The sequence below is a fragment of the Streptomyces sp. NPDC034103 genome (genome assembly GCF_055575395.1).
On record NZ_JBVISS010000005.1, the window covers coordinates 106182 to 123460 of the forward strand.

A 17279-nucleotide genomic window follows, 5' to 3' on the forward strand; every position below is an offset into this window, starting at 1 on the left:
GGTGTCCAGCGCAGCCGAGCAGAAGGCGGTGGCCGGGGAGCAGTCGCCGGCCGTCGTCGTCAATGGTGCGCGACCGGCGGCACCGCCGCCGCCCGTCCCTGTGTGGCCGGGTGCGTCGACGCCGCTGGGGGCCCGGTTCCGGGTAGGTCCCGACGGGGTCGCGGGCACCAACTTCGCGCTGTGGGCGGGCGGGGCGGAGGGCGTGGAGCTGTGCCTCTTCGACGAGCGCGGCAAGGAGACCCGGGCCCGGCTGACCGAGCTGACGCACGAGATCTGGCACGGCTTCGTGCCGGGGGTCATGCCCGGGCAGCGGTACGGCTACCGGGTGCACGGCCGCTGGGACCCGTGGACCGGCGGCCGCTGGAACCCGGCGAAGCTGCTCCTCGACCCGTACGCCCGTGCCGTCGACGGCGACTTCAGCCTGCCGCCCGAGGTGTACGGGCATGTCCGCGACTGGCCGCAGCAGCATGTCGCCGACACCGTGCGCGACGAGCGGGACTCGGCGCCGTACGTCCCGAAGGGGGTCGTCGTCCACGATGACGACGACTGGGCGGACGACCACCGGCCGAAGACGCCGTGGGCGGACTCCGTCATCTACGAACTGCACGTGCGCGGCTTCACCAAGCTGCACCCGGGGATCCCGGAGGAACTGCGCGGCACCTACGCCGGGTTGGCGCATCCGGCGGCGATCGAGCATCTCGTCGGGCTGGGTGTCACCGCGGTGGAGCTGCTGCCCGTGCACCAGTTCGCGCACGAGGACCATCTGCTGCGCCGCGGCCTGAAGAACTACTGGGGCTACAGCTCCGTCGGCTACTTCGCCCCGCACGCCGCGTACGCGGCCTCCGGTACGACGGGACAGCAGGTCGGCGAGTTCAAGCGGATGGTGCGCGCGCTGCACGAGGCCGGCATCGAGGTCATCCTCGACGTGGTCTACAACCACACCGCCGAGGCGGGCGAGTTGGGCCCCACGCTGTCGCTGAAGGGCATCGACAACCGGGGGTACTACCGGTTGCAGTCCGACGCGCGGCGGTACGCGGACTACACGGGCTGCGGCAACACCCTGCACGTGGTGCAGCCGCACGTCCTGCGGCTCATCACCGACTCGTTGCGCTACTGGGTCACCGAGATGGGCGTGGACGGCTTCCGCTTCGACCTGGCCGCCGCGCTGGCCCGCTCCATGCACGACGTCGACATGCTGTCCCCGTTCCTGGCGGTGATCGCCCAGGATCCGGTGCTGCGCCGGGTGAAGCTGATCGCCGAGCCGTGGGACGTGGGCTCGGGCGGCTACCAGGTCGGCGCCTTCCCGCCCCTGTGGACGGAGTGGAACGACCGGTACCGGGGCGCCGTCCGGGACTTCTGGCGGGGCGCGCTGCCGGACGTGCGGGACCTCGGCTACCGCCTGTCGGGGTCCAGCGACCTCTACGCCTGGGGCGGGCGCCGGCCGTACGCCTCGGTCAACTTCGTGACCGCGCACGACGGTTTCACGCTGCGGGACATGGTGTCCTACGAGCACAAGCACAACGAGGCCAACGGCGAGGGCAACCGGGACGGCTCGGACGACAACCGCTCGTGGAACTGCGGGGCGGAGGGCGAGACCGACGACGAGCGCGTACAGGGCCTCAGGCGCCGCCAGTTGCGCAACCTCCTGACCACCCTGCTGCTGTCCACGGGCGTGCCGATGCTGGTGGCCGGCGACGAGCTCGGGCGCACCCAGCGCGGCAACAACAACGCCTACTGCCAGGACAACGAGATCAGCTGGCTGGACTGGGGACTGCTGGAACAGCCCCGCTGGAAGGCCCTGTTCGACCTGACCGCACGGCTGATCGAGCTGCGGCACCGGCATCCGGTGCTGCGCCGCCGGGCCTTCTTCTCGGGGCGGGCGCACTCCGTGGACGGGCTGCGGGACCTGGCCTGGTTCACCGCGCGGGGCACCGAGATGACCGAACGCGACTGGTACGCCCCCGCCGCCACCCTCGGCATGTACCTCTCCGGCCGGGACATACCGGGCCGCGACGAGCGGGGCGCCCCGATCCTCGACGACAGCTTCCTCGCGGTCCTGCACGCCGGCGACCGCCCGACAAGCTTCGCCCTGCCCGGCCCGCCGTGGGCGGAACGGTACGAGGTCGTCGTGGACACCTCGCGGGAGGAGCAGCGGGAGGCACCGGGGGTGACCCACCGGGCGGGAACGGCGATCACGGTGCCGGCGCGGGCGGTGCTGCTGCTGAGGGTGGCGGCGTAGCCGGCCGACGGGGCCGCGGCTGCACCCCGGGAAGCCTTCGCGGCTCGGTCGGACCAGACCTGAGGCGGCCCGGGTCCGGCCTGCGGGCGGTTGTCCCGGGGAAGGTGGGCGCGCGCGGTGCCCGGCGTGCTCGGAGTGGTGTCGGACGGTCGGTCGGGGGCGTCGTACGGCTCCTCGAACGCGCAGGTCGTAGGAGCGTGGCCGGATCGGGGTGCGGCCAAAAGTCGGTCGTCGTCGTCAGTGCCGGTCCGTAGGCTCGCTGCTGATGCCCACGACACCCGCACCCGCCCAGAAACGTTCCGCCGTCCGCACCCTGCTGCGCCTGTGGCCCTATGTCCGGCCCGTCCGGGCCCGGTTGTCCACCGCCGCGTTCGTGGCGATCGTCGCCTCCTGCACGGGGCTGGTGATCCCGCTCGTCCTGAAGTGGATGGTGGACGGCCCCGTGGCCGGCCAGGACCCGGCGGGCGTCTGGCTCGGCGCGCTGTACCTGCTGCTGCTCGGGTGCGCGGAGGCGCTGCTGTTCGGGCTGCGGCGCTGGCTGGTGGCGCGGCCGCTGTCGCACGTCGAGGCCGAGATGCGGGCGGACCTGTACCGGCACCTCCAGCGGCTGCCGGTGTCCTTCCATGACCGGTGGTCGTCGGGGCAGCTGCTGTCCCGGGGCACCACCGATCTGATGCTGCTGCGCATGTTCCTCGCCTTCCCGCTGACGTTCCTGCTGGTCAACGGGATCACCATCCTCGTCGGCGTGATCATCATGCTGCTCCAGGACTGGACGCTCGGGCTGGTGATCCTCGGACCGGCGGTGCCGGTGATGATCACCTGTGTGCTCTTCGAGCGCCGGTACTTCAAGGTGTCGCGGCTCGCCCAGGACCAGGTCGGCGATCTGACCACGGTCGTCGAGGAGAGCGTGCTCGGCATCCGGATCATCAAGGGCTTCGGACGGCACCGGAGCCAGGCGCGGGCGTTCCGTGAGCTGTCGCAGACCCTGCGCGGCACGGAACTGCGCAAGGCCCGGCTGCTGGCGTCGATCTGGGGTGTCATCGTCACGCTCCCGGAGGTCGCCATCGGGGCGGCGCTGGTGCTGGGCTCCGTGCAGGTGGCGGACGGGGACCTGTCGGCGGGGACGCTGGTGGCGTTCTTGTCGACGGCTCTGGCACTGCGCTGGCCCATCGACTCCATCGGCTTCCTGCTGGCGATCAGCCAGGACGCGGCGAGCGCGACGCAGCGGTACTTCGAGGTGATGGACAAGGTGCCGGAGGACGAGACGGTGACCGCGGCCGGCAGCGGCCGCGGGGACAGCGGGCTGCGGTTCGACCAGGTCGTCTTCCGCTACCCCGACGCCCCGGAGGACTCCACCCCCGTCCTCGACGGCATCGACCTGCACATCCGCCCCGGCGAGTCCATGGCGCTGGTCGGCGCCACCGGCAGCGGCAAGACCACCCTCACCGCGCTCGTCCCCCGCCTCCACGAACTCACCTCGGGGCGGATCACGCTGGACGGCGAGGACATCACCGCCATGTCCCGCGAGGAGCTGCGCTCCAAGGTCGCGGTCGCCTTCGAGGAACCCACCCTCTTCTCCGCGACCGTCGGCGAGAACGTCCTGATGGGCGACGAGGCAGGGGACCTGGACCGGGCCCTGGCCGTCGCCCAGGCCGGCTTCGTGCACGACCTCCCCCAGGGCACCGCGACCCAGGTCGGCGAGCAGGGCCTCAGTCTCTCCGGCGGACAGCGGCAGCGGCTCGCCCTGGCCAGGGCGGTGGTCGGCCGGCCCCGCTTCCTCGTGCTCGACGACCCGCTGTCCGCGCTGGACGTGCACACCGAGGCCGCCGTGGAGGCCGCGCTGCGGGAGGTGCTCGCGGAGACGACCGCGCTGATCGTCGCGCACCGCCCCTCGACCGTGCTGCTCGCCGACCGGGTCGCCCTCCTCTCCGGCGGCCGGATCACCGCCGTGGGCACCCACCACGAACTGCTGCGCGCCAACGCCGAGTACGCCCACCTCATGGCGGGGGCCGGGGAAACGGAGGACGACCGATGACGGCGCCGACGAAGGCCGTGCCCGCCACCGCCGACGAGGAACCGGACGTCCGCGCGGCGAAGGGCGACCCCTTCGACCGTGACGTCCTGCCCACCCCGCCACGCGCCACCGCCGACCTGCTGCGCTCCCTGCTCGCACCGATGCGGGCGCGGGTCCTCGGCGCCGCGCTGCTGCTGCTGTTGCAGCAGGCGGCGGTGCAGGCGGGCCCGCTGCTGGTGGCCTACGCGATCGACCGCGCGGTGCCCGCGTTCCGCGAGGACCGGCACGGGCCGCTGGTCGCCGTGGGCGTCGGCTATCTGCTGTGCGCGCTGGCCGCGGGCGGGCTCCAGTACGCGTTCATCCTCGTCTCGGCCCGGGTCAACCAGGATGTGCTGCTCGACCTGCGCGGCCGGATCTTCCGGCACGCCCAGGCCCTCAGTGTCGACTTCCACGAGCGCTACACCTCGGGCCGGCTGATCTCCCGCTCCACGGCGGACGTGGAGTCGCTGCGTGAACTCCTCAGCGAGGGGCTCCAGGAGCTGGTGACGGTCGTCCTGTCCTTCGTGTTCATCGCGGCGCTGCTGCTCTGGCTGGATCTGGGCCTCGGCGCGGTGGCGGTGGCCTCCTTCGTGCCGCTCTACCTCCTGGTCCGCGTCTATCAGCGGCGCGCGGGCGAGGTGTACACCCGGCGCTCCACCGCCATCGCCGCCGTCATCGTGAAGTTCGTCGAGACGATGAACGGCATCCGCCCGGTGCGGGCCTTCCGCCGGGAGGCGGCCAACGACGCCGACTTCGCCGTGCTCAACCGGCGCCACGAGCGCAGCAACGGCGACGCGCTCATCGAGATGGCCCGCTACGTGGTCGGCTCCCGGCTGGTCGCCAACATCGCGGTCGCGCTGATCGTGCTGTGGGGCGCCTACCGGGTCGCGGGCGGCACGCTGGAGCTGGGTGTACTGGCGGCGGCGGTGCTGTATCTGCGACGGCTGTACGACCCGATCGACCGGCTCGGCATGTTCCTCAACTCGTACCAGTCGGCGGCGGCCTCCCTGGAGAAGATCGCGGGCCTGCTCGCGCAGACGCCGTCCGTGCCGGAGCCATCCGCTCCCGCCCAGTTGCCCGCCCTTCGGTCCGAGCACCCGGGCCGCGAGGTCGTCTTCGACGGTGTGCGGTTCGCCTACCGCACCGGCGGTGAGGTCCTGCCGCGCTTCGACCTCACCCTCCCCGCCGGGCAGACCGTCGCGGTGGTCGGCTCGACCGGCGCCGGCAAGTCGACCCTCGCCAAGCTCCTGGCCCGCTTCTACGACCCCTCCGAGGGCCGGGTCCTGCTCGACGGCGTCGACCTGCGCGACCTGGCCGTGCCCGAACTGCGGCGCGGGGTCGTCATGGTGACGCAGGAGGCCTTCCTGTTCTCCGGCACGGTCGCCGACAACATCGCCATCGGCCGCCCGGACGCGACCCGCGAGGAGATCGAGCAGGCGGCGAAGGCCATCGGCGCCCACGAGTTCATCAGCGCCCTGCCCGACGGCTACGACACGGACGTCCGCAAACGGGGTGGCCGGATCTCCGCCGGGCAGCGCCAACTCGTAGCGTTCGCGAGGGCGTTGCTGGCCGATCCGGCGGTGCTGATCCTGGACGAGGCGACCAGTTCGCTGGACATCCCGGGTGAACGGGCCGTGCAGCGTGCGATGTCGACGGTCCTGCACGGCCGTACCGCCGTGGTGATCGCCCACCGGCTCTCCACGGTCGAGATCGCCGACCGGGTGCTGGTGATGGAGCACGGCCGGATCGTCGAGGACGGCCCACCCGCCGAACTCGTCGCGGGGACGGGCAGGTTCGCGGATCTGCACCGGGCGTGGCGGGACAGCCTGGCGTAGGGGATCGGGGGAACGACAGGTGATCGACGCGTACGAGGATCCCGGCACGCCCGATGCGCGGGGCGGGTGGTGGTACCTGTGGTGGCTCGTGCGGTGCCAGGCGGGCCGGTCGGCGGCCGGGGCGCTGCTGGGCAGCGTGTGGATGGTGCTGCTGGCGGCGACGCCCTTCTTGATGGCCCGCGCCGTGGACGAGGGCCTCCAGAAGGACGACAGGGGCGCTCTCGCCCTGTGGACGGGGCTGCTGATCGTGGTCGGCGCGTTCAACGCCTGGCTGAGCATCATGCGGCACCGCACGATGACCCGGGTGCGGATGGACGCCAACTTCCGCACGGTCAAGGTCGTCGTGGGGCACGCGGTACGGCTCGGGGCCGCGCTGCCGCGGCAGGTCAGGGCCGGGGAGATCGTGACGATCGGGGTGGGGGACGTCGCCCAGATCAGTTCCGCGCTGACCGTGGTCGGCCCCGGCGTCGGCGCGGTAGCCGCCTACCTCGCGGTCAGCGCACTGCTGCTGACCGTCTCCGTCCGGCTCACCGTGGTGGTGCTGCTCGGGATGCCGTTGATCGCCCTGCTCGTCGGCCCTCTGTTGCGCCGGCTCCAGGACACCGAGGCGGAGTACCGGGAGCGCCAGGGCCTGCTCACGGCCCGCATCGGTGACCTCGCGGGCGGCCTGCGCGTCCTCAACGGCCTCGGTGGCAAGGGCCTGGTCGCCGACGCCTTCCGCCACGACTCGGCCCGCCTGCGCCGCCAGGGCTACCGGGTCGGCTCGGTCACCAGCTGGATGCAGGCCCTCGGAGTCGGCCTGCCGACCCTGTACCTCGCCGTGGTGACCTGGATGGCGGCCCGGATGGCGGCCCAGGGCAGCCTCACCGTGGGCGAGCTGGTCTCGGTGTACGGCTATGTCGCGGTCCTGGTGCGCCCGGTGTCGTACTTCGTGGACTGGGGCTACCAGCTCGGCCGCGGGGTGGTGGCCGCGCGCAGGGTCGTAACGCTCCTGCGCCTGGAACCGGAACCGGACACCGGGACCCGGGAGCCGCCCGCGGAACCCTCGGTCCTGTACGACCCCGCGTCGGGCGTGCGCGTCCTCCCGGGCCGTCTGACGGCCCTGGTCAGCGCCCGCCCGGCGGACGCGACGGCCGTGGTGGACCGCCTGGGGAGGTACGAGCGGTCGGGTGTCCTGTGGGGAGGCGTACCCCTGAGCGACATCCCCCTGCCCCAGGTACGGGCCCGCATCCTGGTGGCGGAGCACGAGGCGGACTTGTTCGCGGGAAGACTCTGGGAGGTGGTAGCGCCCCGAAGGGGCGCGGGGAACGGCGCGACCAGCCACAACAGACCCGCGCCCGCCGACGGACCACACGACGCACTCTCCGAGGCGCTCCACACCTCCGCAGCCGAGGACATAGTCCAAGCCCTCCCCGACGGCCTCGACTCCCTCCTCGACGCCCAGGCCCGCAACCTCTCCGGCGGCCAACGCCAACGCGTCCGCCTGGCCAGAGCCCTCCTCGCCGACCCGGAAGTACTCCTCGCCCTGGAACCCACCTCCGCCCTGGACGCGCACACCGAGGCCAGGGTGGCCGAAAGACTCGGAGAGGCCCGCACAGGCCGTACGACCGTGCTCACCACCACCTCCCCACTCCTGCTCGACCGCGTCGACACCGTGCACTACCTCGTCGACGGCAAGGTCGCGGCCACCGGCACCCACCGGCGCCTGCTCACCGAGGAACCCGGCTACCGCGCCCTTGTCGCCCGTGACTCCGAGGAGGTCCTGGGATGACCGGCGGCCGACTGCCGATCGCCGAACCCGCCGACGTGCGCAAGGCCTCCGTACGGCTGGTCCGTGCCGACGGCCGGGCCTTCCTCGGTGTCCTCGCCCTGAACGCGGCCGCCGCTGCCGCCGCTCTGGCCGGTCCCTGGCTGCTGGGCCGGATCATCGACCAGGTCCAGGCGGGAGCCGGCGCCGGCGCCGTGGACCGCGCGGCGCTCGGCATCCTGGTCTGCGCGGCGATCCAGCTGCTCCTCGCCCGCTGGGCCCGTTACGCGGGGCACCGCTTCGGCGAGCGCACCCTCGCGCGCATCCGTGAGGAGTTCGTCGACCGTGCCCTGGCGCTGCCCGCGTCGGTGGTGGAGCGGGCCGGGACCGGCGACCTGACGGCCCGGGGGACGGCCGACGTGGCCACCGTCGGCACCACGCTGCGCGACGCCGGGCCCGAGCTGCTCATCAACATCGTGCAGGCGTTGTTCCTGCTCGGCGCGGTCTTCCTGATCGACCCGCTGCTCGGCCTGATCGGGGTGTTCGGCCTCACACCGATCTGGTTCGTGCTGCGCTGGTACCTGCGGCGGGCCCGGGCCGCCTATCTCGCCGAGGGCGCCGCGAACTCGGAGGTGGCCGAGATCCTCGCGGCGACGGCCGCCGGCGCCCGCACGGTGGAGGCGTTCGGATTGCGGGAGCTGCGGGTCGCGGCCGGCCGGGAGGCCCTGGAGGAGTCGCGGCGCCGGCGATTCCACACGCTGTATCTGCGCTCGGTGTTCTTCCCGGTGGTCGAGGTGTCGTATCTCCTGCCGGTGGCGGGCGTGCTGCTGATCGGCGGGATCCTGCACGCGCACGGCGCGGTGAGTCTCGGGGCGGTCGTGGCGGCCGGGCTGTACCTCCGGCAGTTCGAGGGGCCACTGGACGAGATCCTGGTCCGGATCGAGCAACTCCAGAGCAGCGGCGCCTCGTTCGCCCGGGTGGAGGGTCTGGCACAGGCCCCGAGGAGCACCCGTGAGGACTCCCGCGCGCCGGTCGGGGACCGTATCGACGTGACCGGCGTGCGCTATTCCTACGGCCGGGGCCGTGACGTGCTGCACGGCGTCGACCTGACCGTACGGCCCGGGGAGCGGCTCGCCGTGGTGGGGCCGTCGGGTGCCGGGAAGACCACCCTGAGCCGGCTCATCGCGGGTGTCGACGCGCCCACGGAGGGCACCGTGACGGTGGGCGGGGTACCCGTGGTCGAGCTCGGCCCCGAGCAGCTGCGCCGCCAGGTCGTCCTCGTCACCCAGGAGCACCACGTCTTCCTGGGCTCGGTCCGGGACAACCTGCTGATCGCCGAACCGTCGGCCGGGGACGAGGAGGTGTGGTCGGCGCTGGCCGCGGTCGGGGCCGACGGCTGGGTGCGGGAGCTGCCGCAGGGGCTGGACACCGCGCTGGGCGAGGGCGGTCACCCCACCGACGGCTCGCAGGCCCAGCACCTCGCGCTGGCCCGGGTGGTCCTGGCCGATCCGCACACCCTGATCCTCGACGAGGCGACGGCGTTGCTCGACCCGACCACCGCCCGGCACACCGAGCGCGCGCTGGCCGCCGTGCTGGAGGGACGTACCGTCATCGCGATCGCGCACCGGCTGCACACCGCGCACGACGCGGACCGGGTGGCGGTGATGGAGGACGGCCTGCTGACCGAACTCGGCTCGCACGAGGAGCTGGTGGCGGCGGGCGGGGCGTACGCGGCGCTGTGGCACTCGTGGCACGGGGACCGGTCGCCCTGACCCCGGTGGCGAACCGCCCTGACGTCGAGGTGAATTGCCCGTATAACGAACATGACCATCCGGGCAACGGACGATTTCCGGCCAACTTCCTGACGCGGTCCTGACAGAAACCGCGAACTGCTGCCACTCTTCCCACGGTCACGACACAGCAACCCCACAGCACCCGCACAGTGCTGTGCCGTGACCGGACTTCCGCACGCGTACCGCCCGTTCTGCCCGGCCGGCCACACGCGCCGCCCGGTCTCCCCCGGCCGCGCGACCCGCGGCCCGCAGACGCAGGAGTCAGTGTTGAGAGAACGTTCCTCCCACAGACGCACCTCCCACACCACGCACCGCAAGGCCGCCGCCGTAGCCCTGGTCGGTGTGTCCGCCCTGATCGCCGCGGCCGTCCAGTCGGGCGCCGCGTCCGCAGCCCCGGAGAAGGCACCGTCGGCCGCGGGCAAGATCATTCCGGGCGCCGAGTCGGTCAGGCTCACGCCCGCCCAGCGCGCCGAACTGCTGCGCACGGCCAACGCCGCCAAGGCTGACACGGCCAGGGAACTGGGTCTGGGCGCCAAGGAGAAGCTGGTCGTCCGTGACGTCCTCAAGGACGGCAACGGCACCATCCACACCCGTTACGAGCGCACCTACGACGGCCTGCCCGTCCTCGGTGGCGACCTCGTCGTGGAGTCCACGAAGGCGGACGCCACCGAGGCCGTGATGAAGGCGACCCGCGCCGCCATCAAGCCGGCCACCACCACGGCCGCCGTGCCCGCCGCCAAGGCCAGGACCCAGGCCCTCGGCGCCGCGAAGGCCGAGGACGCCAAGAGCCCCGACGTCAACCGCGCCCCGCGCAAGGTGATCTGGGCCGCCGACGGCAAGCCGACGCTGGCGTACGAGACGGTCGTGGGCGGCTTCCAGCACGACGGCACCCCGCAGGAGCTGCACGTCGTCACCGACGCCGCCACGGGCGCGAAGCTGTACCAGTGGGAGGCGATCGAGACCGGCACCGGCAACACGGTGTACTCGGGCACGGTGAACCTCACCACCACGCAGTCGGGTTCGACGTACAACCTCACCGACGGCGCGCGCGGCGGTCACAAGACGTACAACCTCAACCGCGGCACCTCCGGCACCGGCACGCTGTTCTCCGGGCCGGACGACGTCTGGGGCAACGGCAGCCCGTCGAACCTGGAGTCGGCCGGCGCGGACGCCCACTACGGTGCCCAGCTGACCTGGGACTACTACAAGAACGTGCACGGGCGCAGCGGTATCCGCGGTGACGGCGTCGGGGCTTACTCCCGCGTCCACTACGGCAACAACTACGTCAACGCGTTCTGGTCCGACAGCTGCTTCTGCATGACGTACGGGGACGGCTCGGGCAACACCAACCCGCTGACGTCGATCGACGTGGCCGCGCACGAGATGACCCACGGGCTCACCTCCAACACGGCCGGGCTGAACTACAGCGGGGAGTCGGGTGGCCTGAACGAGGCGACCTCGGACATCTTCGGCTCGACCGTCGAGTTCTACGCCAACAACTCCTCCGACGTCGGTGACTACCTCATCGGCGAGGAGATCAACATCAACGGCGACGGCACGCCGCTGCGGTACATGGACAAGCCGAGCAAGGACGGCTCGTCCAAGGACAACTGGTACTCGGGGATCGGCTCCGTCGACGTGCACTACTCGTCGGGTCCCGCCAACCACTTCTTCTATCTGCTGAGCGAGGGCAGCGGCGCCAAGACCATCAACGGCGTCAGCTACAACTCGCCGACCGCGGACAACCTCCCGGTCACCGGCATCGGCCGGGACAAGGCGGAGAAGATCTGGTTCCGGGCGCTGACCACCAAGTTCACGTCCACGACCAACTACGCGGCGGCCCGTACCGGCACCCTCGCGGCGGCCGGTGAGCTGTACGGCACCACGAGCGCCGAGTACAAGGCCGTGCAGGACGCCTGGGCCGGTGTCGCGGTCGGTTCGCGCTCCGGTGGCGGCGGCGGTGGCGGCACCTCCTTCGAGAACACCGCCGACGTATCGATTCCGGACAACGGCGCCGCGGTGACGTCCTCCATCACCGTGTCGGGCCGTACCGGGAACGCGCCGTCGAACCTCGCGGTGGCGGTCGACATCGTGCACACCTACATAGGTGACCTCCAGGTCCAGCTGGTCGCGCCGGACGGCTCGGCGTACACGCTGAAGGCCTACGGCACCGGTGGCAGCGCCGACAACCTCAACACCACCTACACGGTGAACGCGTCCTCCGAAGTCGCCAACGGGACCTGGCAGTTGAGGGTCCAGGACAACGCGGCGGTCGACACCGGCTACATCAACAGCTGGAAGCTCACCTTCCCGTAGGCCGCACGGCCTACCGGCTTCCCTGGACAGGGCGCCGCCCCGGTGGTTCGACTCCCCGGGGCGGCGCCCTCTTTTTGCCATCTCCTTGCCCTTGCCGAGTTGGGCCTTTACCGAGGTCAGCCCGGTTAACACGGCCGCAATGTTCACCCACCCGCCGACTTTCGGCCAACATCACGTTGAGGTCATGACATGTACGCGGCGCAGATGTCACTCTTCCTCACACCCGCCGCACAACTTCACAACCACCCCGGGCCGGTTGCCCCACAACCTGGCCGGGCTCCCCCACTAAGGAGCTTGTGTGACCCCCGTCTACGCGCGTCGCAAGCACACCACTCTGGCCATCGCCACCGCCGTGGCGGCCGGAGCTCTCCTCACCACCGGCCTGACCAGCGGCAGCGCCGCGGCGCAGAGCCCGGCGGAAGCCACGAGCAAGGCCACCCTCGCCGCCGCCCCCCTCCAGCTGTCTCCCGCCGCGCGCACCACGCTCATCAAGCAGCAGCAGGCCGACGCCTCCGACACCGCCCGGGAGATAGGCCTCGGCGCCAAGGAGAAGCTGGTCGTCAAGGACGTCGTGAAGGACGCCGACGGCACCGTCCACACCCGTTACGAGCGCACCTACGCCGGTCTGCCGGTCCTCGGTGGCGACCTGGTCGTCCACGCGTCGAAGTCCGGCGCGGCCAAGGGCGTCTCCAAGGCGACGACCAAGACCATCAAGGTCGCCTCCCTGACCCCGAAGCTCACCGTCGCCAAGGCCGAGAAGCAGGCGCTGACCGCCGCCAAGGCCGCGGGCTCGGAGAAGACCGCCGCCGACGGCGCGCGCAAGGTGATCTGGGCCGGCTCGGGCACCCCCGTCCTCGCCTACGAGACGATCGTCGGCGGCTTCCAGGACGACGGCACTCCGAACCAGCTGCACGTCATCACGGACGCCGCCACCGGCAAGAAGCTCTTCGAGTACCAGGGCGTCGAGAACGCGACCGGCACCGGCAAAAGCCTGTACTCGGGCACGGTCAGCCTGACGACCACCCTGTCGGGCTCGACGTACCAGCTGACCGACGGCACGCGCGGCAGCCACAAGACGTACAACAAGGCCCACGGCACCAGCTCCTCCGCGGGCACGCTCTTCACGGACGCCGACAACACCTGGGGCACCGGAGCCGCCTCCAGCTCCACCACCGACCAGACCGCGGCCGTCGACGCCGCCTACGGCGCGGCGACCACCTGGGACTTCTACAAGTCCACCTTCGGCCGCTCCGGCATCAAGAACAACGGTGTGGCGGCCTACTCCCGGGTCCACTACGGCAACGCGTACGTCAACGCGTTCTGGGACGACAGCTGCTTCTGCATGACGTACGGCGACGGCGAGTCCAACACGCACCCGCTGACCTCGCTGGACGTGGCCGGCCACGAGATGAGCCACGGTGTCACCTCGAACACGGCCGGTCTGAACTACAGCGGCGAGTCCGGCGGCCTCAACGAGGCGACCTCGGACATCTTCGGCACGGGTGTCGAGTTCTACGCGGCCAACTCCAGCGACGTCGGTGACTACCTCATCGGCGAGGAGATCGACATCAACGGCGACGGCAGCCCGCTGCGCTACATGGACAAGCCCAGCAAGGACGGCGGCTCGGCGGACTCCTGGTCCTCGTCCGTCGGCAGCCTGGACGTCCACTACTCGTCCGGCGTCGCGAACCACTTCTTCTACCTCCTCTCGGAGGGCAGCGGCGCGAAGACGATCAACGGCGTGAGCTACAACTCGCCCACGTCCAACGGCTCCACGGTCACCGGCATCGGCCGCGCGAAGGCGCTCCAGATCTGGTACAAGGCACTGACGACGTACTTCACGTCGACGACCAACTACAAGGCGGCGCGCACGGGCACGCTCTCGGCGGCCTCCGCCCTGTACGGCTCCACCAGCACCGAGTACAAGGCGGTCGCCGCCGCCTGGTCCGCGGTCAACGTGAGCTAGCACGAGCAGGGCTCGCCGGGCGGCACCCGGGACGAAGGCATTCCGGGGTGCCGCCCTACCCTTGTCTCCCATGTCCTTCACGTACGACGACGTAGGCGCCACCCGGCGGAACGGTTTCTGCCCGCCCGGCTTCCGCCCCCTGCACGTCCGCACCCGCATCGGCGAGGGCGAGCAGGTCTTCCGCCGGGCCGCCGAGGCCGTGCTGACCTGGGAGATGCACCGCGCGATGGGCGTCGGCATCGACGCCGGCGCGGACCGCGCGGCACCCGACGTCGACGTCACGGTCACCCTCGCCGGACTCATCAAGGCCCCGTGCCGCGTGGTCTGGACGGTCGAGGAGCACCGCCGCGCGGGCTGGGCCTACGGCACGCTCGCCGGCCACCCCGAGTCCGGCGAGGAGGCGTTCGTCGTCGACCGGACCGGGGACGGGACGGTGTGGCTGACCGTGAACGCCTTCAGCCGCGCCGCCAAGTGGTACTCCAAGGCGGGCGGACCGGCGACCCGGGGGTTGCAGCACGCCTACGCGCGGCGGTGCGGGCTGGCGCTGCGGAAGCTGTGCGGCGAGGAGGACTGAGCCGGACCTTCCGCCGGCCCAGTCCGTCCGCGTCACCTCATCAGCACCCCCGCCGCCTCCACCACATCCTCCGAAGGCACCGCCAGCAGTCCCAGCTCCGCCCCGGACGCCAGCAGCCGGTGCGCCGGAAGGATGCGGACCGTGTATCCGAAGGGCCCCGTCCGGTCCAGTGACAGCGGCCCCTCGTACACCCACCGCCCCTCCGGGTCCGGGCCGCCCACAGGTTTCAAGGGGACCGTCATCGCGTCCGTGATCCGGTCCTCCTCGTCGACCCGCCCCGACACGGCCTGCACCTCGACGTCCTCGGAGCTCAGCTCACCGAGCCCCACCCGGACCCGGAGTCCGAGAGTGGAGCCGAGTTCCGCCGTGGTCGTCGCGACCGAGGTCTCGACGTGGTCCACGGTGACCGCCGACCAGGCGCCGCGCACCCGGGCCTTCCAGGCGGCCAGTTCGCGGGCCAGGTCCGGGGTCATCGCGCGGTGGGCGTGCGCGGCCGGGGTGTAGAGGCGCTCCACGTACTCGCGGACCATGCGGCCGGCCAGCACCTTCGGGCCGAGCAGCGTCAGCGTCTGGCGGACCATCTCGATCCAGCGGTCCGGCAGGCCGCTCTGGCCGCGCTCGTAGAAGCGCGGGGTCACCCGTTGTTCCAGCAGGTCGTACAGGGCGGCCGCCTCGACGTCGTCCCGGTGGTCGGCGTCGGTCCCGGTGCCGTCCGCCGTCGGGATCGCCCAGCCGAAGTCGGGCTGGAACCACTCGTCCCACCAGCCGTCCAGGACCGAGAGGTTGAGGCAGCCGTTGAGCGCCGCCTTCATCCCCGAGGTCCCGCACGCCTCCAGCGGCCGGAGCGGGTTGTTCAGCCAGATGTCGCAGCCGGGGTAGAGCTTCTGCGCCATCGCCATGCCGTAGTCCGGCAGGAACACGATCCGGTGGCGGACCCGCGGGTCGTCCGCGAACCGCACCAGCTCCTGCACCAGGCGCTTGCCGCCGTCGTCCGCCGGGTGCGCCTTGCCCGCGACGACGATCTGGATCGGCCGCTCGGGGTGCAGCAGCAGGTCCATCAGCCGGTCGCGGTCGCGGAGCATCAGCGTCAGCCGCTTGTACGACGGGACGCGGCGCGCGAACCCGATCGTGAGGACGTCCGGGTCGAGGACGCCGTCGATCCACCCCAGTTCGGCGGTCCCGGCACCTCGCTGGCGCCAGGAGACCCGGAGCCGTTCCCGTACCTCCGTCACCAGCTGCTCGCGCAGCACCCGGCGCAGTTCCCAGATGTCCTGGTCGGGTATCTCCCCCACCGCGTCCCAGCGGTCCGAGGCGCCTACCGTCAGCGCGTCCTCGGTGCGCTGGGCGCCGATCTGGCGGGCGCCGAGGCGGAGGACCTCCGGGGCCACCCAGGTCGGGGCGTGGACGCCGTTGGTCACAGAGGTGATGGGGACCTCGTCGGGGTCGAATCCCGGCCAGAGTCCGGCGAACATCTCGCGGCTGACCTGGCCGTGCAGGAGTGAGACGCCGTTCGCGCGCTGGCCCAGCCTCAAGCCCATGACGGCCATGTTGAAGAGGTTGGGTTCGCCTCCGGGGTAGGTCTCCATGCCGAGGTGCAGGACGCGTTCGACGTCGATGCGCGGCAACTCGGCGTCCGCCCCGAAGTGCCGGGCGACCAGCTCCCGGTCGAAGCGGTCGATGCCGGCCGGGACGGGGGTGTGGGTGGTGAAGACCGTCCCGGCCCGGACCGCCTCCAACCCGGCGTCGAAGTCGAGTCCGTCGGCGCACAGTTCGGCGATGCGCTCCAGGCCGAGGAAGCCCGCGTGGCCCTCGTTGGTGTGGAAGACCTCGGGGGCGGGGTGGCCGGTGAGCCGGCAGTAGGCGCGGACCGCGCGGACCCCGCCGATGCCGAGCAGCATCTCCTGGAGCAGGCGGTGCTCGCTGCCGCCGCCGTAGAGCCGGTCGGTGACGCCGCGTTCGCCGAGGTCGTTCTCCTCGACGTCGGAGTCGAGCATCAGCAGTGGGACGCGGCCGACCTGCGCGAGCCAGATGCGGGCGTGCAGCTGCCTGCCGCCGGGGAGGGCCAGGGAGACCTGCGCCGGGTCGCCGTCGGCCTCCCTCAGCAGGGCCACCGGCAGTTCGTGGGGGTCGAGGACGGGATAGTGCTCCTGCTGCCAGCCGTCCCGGGACAGGGACTGGCGGAAGTAGCCGTGCCGGTACAGCAGGCCCACACCGATGAGCGGGACGCCCAGGTCGCTGGCCGCCTTCAGATGGTCGCCGGCGAGGATGCCCAGACCGCCGGAGTACTGGGGCAGGGCAGCCGTGATGCCGAACTCGGGCGAGAAGTAGGCGACCGCGGCGGGGAGTTCGCCGGACTGGGCCTGGTACCAGCGCTCGCCGGAGACATAGTCGTGCAGATCGTCGGCGGCGGCCGTCAGACGGCTCAGGAAGCGGGGGTCCTCGGCCAGCTCCGCGAGCCGCCGGGGCGGTACGTCCCCCAGCAGCCGTACGGGATCGCAGCCGGAGGCCGCCCAGCACTCCGGGTCCACCGACTGGAACAGGTCACGGGTCTCCGCGTGCCAGGACCAGCGCAGGTTGCGCGCCAGATCGCTGAGCGGGCGGAGGGGGGCGGGCAGGACGGGTCGGACGGTGAAGCGACGGATAGCCTTCATTGCCACCCTCGTCAGGCGTGCGGAAACGGACGCACCGCGTTGTGCGTCCCGTCGTCACGGTCGACGGTATCGGTGCGAGGGCGTCGTAACCATGGCGCCGAACCG

General features: G+C 71.8%; 9 protein-coding genes. 8 read left to right on the forward strand and 1 reads right to left on the reverse strand.

Annotated elements, in window-relative coordinates; all coding sequences use genetic code 11:
- Position 1 precedes the first annotated feature (1 nt).
- The 8 genes from glgX to ACZ56U_RS12300 all read left to right on the forward strand — a co-directional run bounded on the left by glgX (position 2) and on the right by ACZ56U_RS12300 (position 14523).
- A complete protein-coding gene (gene glgX / locus ACZ56U_RS12265; protein ID WP_469083966.1) occupies positions 2 to 2239 on the forward strand; it encodes a glycogen debranching protein GlgX in 2238 nt (745 codons plus the stop codon).
- A 265-nt stretch (positions 2240 to 2504) separates the two neighbouring features.
- Positions 2505 to 4274, forward strand: a complete 1770-nt coding sequence (locus ACZ56U_RS12270; protein ID WP_469083967.1) for an ABC transporter ATP-binding protein — start codon at positions 2505 to 2507, stop codon at positions 4272 to 4274.
- Entirely contained in the window at positions 4271 to 6127 is a 1857-nt protein-coding gene (locus ACZ56U_RS12275; protein WP_469083968.1) for an ABC transporter ATP-binding protein, read from the forward strand. Before ACZ56U_RS12270 ends, ACZ56U_RS12275 begins: the two co-directional genes overlap by 4 nt.
- A 19-nt stretch (positions 6128 to 6146) precedes the next feature.
- Positions 6147 to 7898 (forward strand): ABC transporter ATP-binding protein, encoded by a 1752-nt coding sequence (locus ACZ56U_RS12280; protein ID WP_469083969.1) that lies wholly within the window; start codon positions 6147 to 6149, stop codon positions 7896 to 7898.
- Positions 7895 to 9646: an ABC transporter ATP-binding protein gene (locus ACZ56U_RS12285; RefSeq protein WP_469083970.1), complete on the forward strand. Its 1752-nt coding sequence runs from the start codon at positions 7895 to 7897 to the stop codon at positions 9644 to 9646. The genes ACZ56U_RS12280 and ACZ56U_RS12285 overlap by 4 nt, the downstream gene beginning before the upstream one ends.
- 288 nt (positions 9647 to 9934) lie before the next feature.
- Positions 9935 to 11983 (forward strand): M4 family metallopeptidase, encoded by a 2049-nt coding sequence (locus ACZ56U_RS12290; protein WP_469083971.1) that lies wholly within the window; start codon positions 9935 to 9937, stop codon positions 11981 to 11983.
- 298 nt (positions 11984 to 12281) lie between these two features.
- Complete coding sequence (locus ACZ56U_RS12295) at positions 12282 to 13949, forward strand: M4 family metallopeptidase (RefSeq protein WP_469083972.1); 1668 nt, start codon at positions 12282 to 12284, stop codon at positions 13947 to 13949.
- A gap of 70 nt (positions 13950 to 14019) precedes the next feature.
- Complete coding sequence (locus ACZ56U_RS12300) at positions 14020 to 14523, forward strand: DUF1990 family protein (protein WP_469083973.1); 504 nt, start codon at positions 14020 to 14022, stop codon at positions 14521 to 14523.
- Between the two features lie 32 nt (positions 14524 to 14555).
- On the opposite strand, the gene ACZ56U_RS12305 is transcribed toward ACZ56U_RS12300, so the two are convergent.
- Positions 14556 to 17174 (reverse strand): glycosyltransferase family 1 protein, encoded by a 2619-nt coding sequence (locus ACZ56U_RS12305; RefSeq protein WP_469083974.1) that lies wholly within the window; start codon positions 17172 to 17174, stop codon positions 14556 to 14558.
- Positions 17175 to 17279 lie beyond the last annotated feature (105 nt).